We start from the raw sequence: 3,380 nt of genomic DNA on the forward strand, positions 1-3,380 counted from the left end.
TAAACAGTTCTAAGGTCACTGGAACAGTGTTACAAGCCTAACAAGCTCTGATAACTGGTCGAAGCTAACATTACCCCGAAAGGGAGGCTCTTCGGAGCAACACATTATGCGTACAGAGTTGGAAAATTTGAATCGGTAATTGTCCCGTTGAAAGTACATCACAAAAGTACCCCAAATTTTCCGATTCCAAGGCGGTAATGAAGAAATATTCAAAGCGGTTAAACCCGCTTGAGTCGCGGCTGGTGAGCTGCGTCGAACCATCCCTCTCAGCACTAAAGTGACTGAGTTTCCCACTTACCGCGAGGTCTTATGAGCAATCAAACTTCTATTCCCGTTATTGTCAATGGTGCTGCTGGTAAAATGGGACGTGAGGTAATTAAAGCAGTAGCCCAAGCATCTGATTTGATTTTACTGGGTGCAATTGACACGACTCCTGAACATCAAGGTAAAGACGCTGGGGAACTAGCGGGTTTAAGTGAACCCTTAGAAGTTCCAATTACCAATCAATTAGAACCGATGTTGGGGTATGTAGCTGGGGAAAGACAGATGCAACCGGGGGTATTAGTTGATTTTACCCATCCTGACGCAGTATATGACAATATTCGGAGTGCGATCGCCTATGGAATTCGTCCAGTTGTCGGTACTACAGGTTTAAGTCCAGCACAACTCCAACAATTAGCCGATTTTGCCGAAAAAGCTAGTACCGGTTGTCTAATTATTCCTAACTTTTCCATTGGCATGGTACTACTACAAGAAGCCGCAGTTAGAGCTTCCCAGTATTTTGATCATGTAGAAATCATCGAACTTCATCATAACCAAAAAGCCGACGCTCCCAGCGGCACAGCAATTCAAACCGCCCAACTCCTAGCGGAAATGGGTAAAACTTTTAACACCGCCATTGTGGAAGAAACTGAGAAAATAGCCGGGGCTAGAGGCAGTTTAGCAGACGAAGGGATTAGAATTCATAGTGTGCGCTTACCAGGATTAATTGCCCACCAAGAAGTAATTTTTGGTGCAGCCGGGCAAATTTATACCTTACGTCATGATACAAGCGATCGCGCCTGTTATATGCCAGGAGTATTACTAGCCATTCGCAAAGTCAACCAGCTAAAGTCATTAGTATATGGATTAGAAAAAATTCTTTAGAACTACGATTTTCCTATCTAAAAGCCAAAAATATGCTCGTCCCCCTAACTCGCCAAAAATTTGAACAAATCATTCCCCTCATTGCGTCTGGTCCACAATATAAATACTATTGGGGGAAGTTCAGTAATTCTTTGCAGCGGATACTAATTTCCGTAGTTACCGTAGCTGTGCTTTTGCTAATACAATTCTTGTTCAGAGTAGAATTTGGGTTAATATTCGGTTTTGGTGTATTTGGTGCTTTTTTTTGGCTCTGGTATCCCATATTCCAAGCGAGTATCCGCAATAAAAAATGTCGCAGTTACAAATATAGTGGGTTTTTCCGGGGACGAGTGCTAGATTGGTGGATCACAGATCGGTTAATGGGCAAACAGGAAACCGTTAACAGCAAAGGTGAGTTAGTAATTATCGAAAACCGCGAAAAGCGGATTAACTTAGAAATAGGCGACGACACAGGATTTAGTGTTGATTTTGAAGCACCACTACGTCCTGCCCACAAAGCGATCGCACGTGGTCAAATAGCCGAAATGGTGGTCATGTCAAATCGCCCTGATTTAAGCACAATAGAAGAATTCAGCGATATATACATTCCTAGTCGTGACCTATGGGTTAGTGATTATCCCTATGTCCGCAAAGACTTTTTTAACGAAGTCAGTATGCGCTTACGTGAAGGACAAGAAAGAAAACCCCGCCGCCGTTCAGGACGACAGGGAAATAGGGAATAGGAGTCAGTTGTCAGTTGTCAGTTGTCCGTTGTCCGTTGAAAATATATTCTCCCTGCCCCTCTGCTCCCCTGCCCCTCTGCCCCTCTGCCCCTCTGCTCCCCTGCTCCCCTGCACCCCTGCTCCCCTACCCCTCTGCCCCCCTGCTCCCCTGCCCCCCTGCACCCCTGCTCCCCTGCCTCCCAGAGCCTCACCCACCACCAGTCCTATCTTGTCCATAGGCTTGCCAGGCTAAATCAACTAAGCCATCAACAATAGCCGCAGCTACGACGGCATTGCCCTTGCGGCCTTCAATAGTGATATAAGGAACTAGTGATTCTTGCAATCGTTCCTTAGCAGTTTCTAAATTAATAAACCCTGCTGGAGTAGCAATTATTAAAGCCGGTCTGATTTCCTCAGCTTCAATTAATTCAACCAGTGCAGTTAATGCTGTTTGTGCTTGACCAACTACAAAAATCCCTTCTGGATAACGCCTAGCTAGGGTTTCAATACCCCAAGCAGAGCGAGTTTTTTCCTTTTGGGGTCGTGTTAGTGCTTCCATACTGCAATACACTGGATTAGAAAAAGTATTTTGAATGTCATAAGCTATACCAACTTGCACCATGGGCGCGTCTACCACAATAGTAGTTCGTGCTGCTAGGGCTGCTGCTCCAGCTTGTAAGGCTTGTTCTGAAAAACGTATTAAGGATTTATACTCAAAATCAGAGGTGGCGTATACTACTCGCCGGACGATTTCATACTCTGCTGGTGAAAAAACATGATCACCAATTTCACTATCAATAATTGCCAAGCTTTGAGCATCAGTTACGTGCCATTCCATTGCTATTTAGCTTCTCATATATTAGCTTTTAGCTTATCAGTTTCCGTGCGTAGTCATGAGTAATTGGTCATCAAAAAGAATTTATTCCCAATCTCCAATCCCTAGTCCCCAATTCCCAATCCCCATAATCGCTATGACATTTCAGGATTCTGCACTAGAAGAAGGACGACTGAAAGCAGGTGATAAATAAGCTACTAAAGCACCAATAGCAAAAGCGGAAATATTACGAACGAGAGGCAACCAGTCGCTTGTACGGGTAATAACTGGGGCAATACCAAAGGCAATAAACAACATTCCCCATAAAGGTGAGAAAATTAACGCCCATTGCCAAGCTACTATTTGTTTATCGTTCCGGGGTTGAGCCGCAAAACCGCAAATAATGCCACCAACAGCGGAGGTAACAAGGGTAAGTATCCATTGTTCTCTAGGTAGTCCAGGAACTACATTACAACCCCCTTTGAGTAAACAACCTTTAACTGAATCTAAAGCTTGAAGAATGGCTTGGTCTTCTCCTTCTTCGCGGACAAAGTATAAGTTACCAAAGCGGGTTTGGAGTTCAATCCAGAAGGTGCGGGGTAAGAATTCATAAACTGCATCACCAACGCTAAAGCTGAGGATGTTACCACCACGAGCATCTGCTACTAAGAGAATGCTTTTGTCATCTAAACCCCAATATTTAATTACTGCTCGGCCTG

General features: G+C 44.3%; 4 protein-coding genes. 2 read left to right on the plus strand and 2 right to left on the minus strand.

Features of this window, described 5'->3' with window-relative positions:
- Positions 1-309 precede the first annotated feature (309 nt).
- Positions 310-1,146 carry a 4-hydroxy-tetrahydrodipicolinate reductase gene (gene dapB, locus FJR38_RS01300; RefSeq protein ID WP_168493358.1) on the plus strand — a complete coding sequence of 279 codons (837 nt, stop codon included), beginning with the start codon at positions 310-312 and terminating at the stop codon, positions 1,144-1,146.
- Between the two features lie 32 nt (positions 1,147-1,178).
- Positions 1,179-1,868 (plus strand): phosphate ABC transporter permease, encoded by a 690-nt coding sequence (locus tag FJR38_RS01305; RefSeq protein ID WP_168493357.1) that lies wholly within the window; start codon positions 1,179-1,181, stop codon positions 1,866-1,868.
- A gap of 187 nt (positions 1,869-2,055) precedes the next feature.
- On the opposite strand, the gene FJR38_RS01310 is transcribed toward FJR38_RS01305, so the two are convergent.
- Both FJR38_RS01310 and FJR38_RS01315 read right to left on the minus strand, forming a co-directional pair.
- Positions 2,056-2,685 (minus strand): precorrin-8X methylmutase, encoded by a 630-nt coding sequence (locus FJR38_RS01310; RefSeq protein ID WP_168493356.1) that lies wholly within the window; start codon positions 2,683-2,685, stop codon positions 2,056-2,058.
- Between the two features lie 141 nt (positions 2,686-2,826).
- The coding region (locus tag FJR38_RS01315; protein WP_168534964.1) for a TPM domain-containing protein at positions 2,827-3,380 on the minus strand (554 nt) is incomplete at its 5' end.

It is taken from the genome of Anabaena sp. UHCC 0253 (genome assembly GCF_009712085.1).
GTDB lineage: Bacteria > Cyanobacteriota > Cyanobacteriia > Cyanobacteriales > Nostocaceae > Dolichospermum.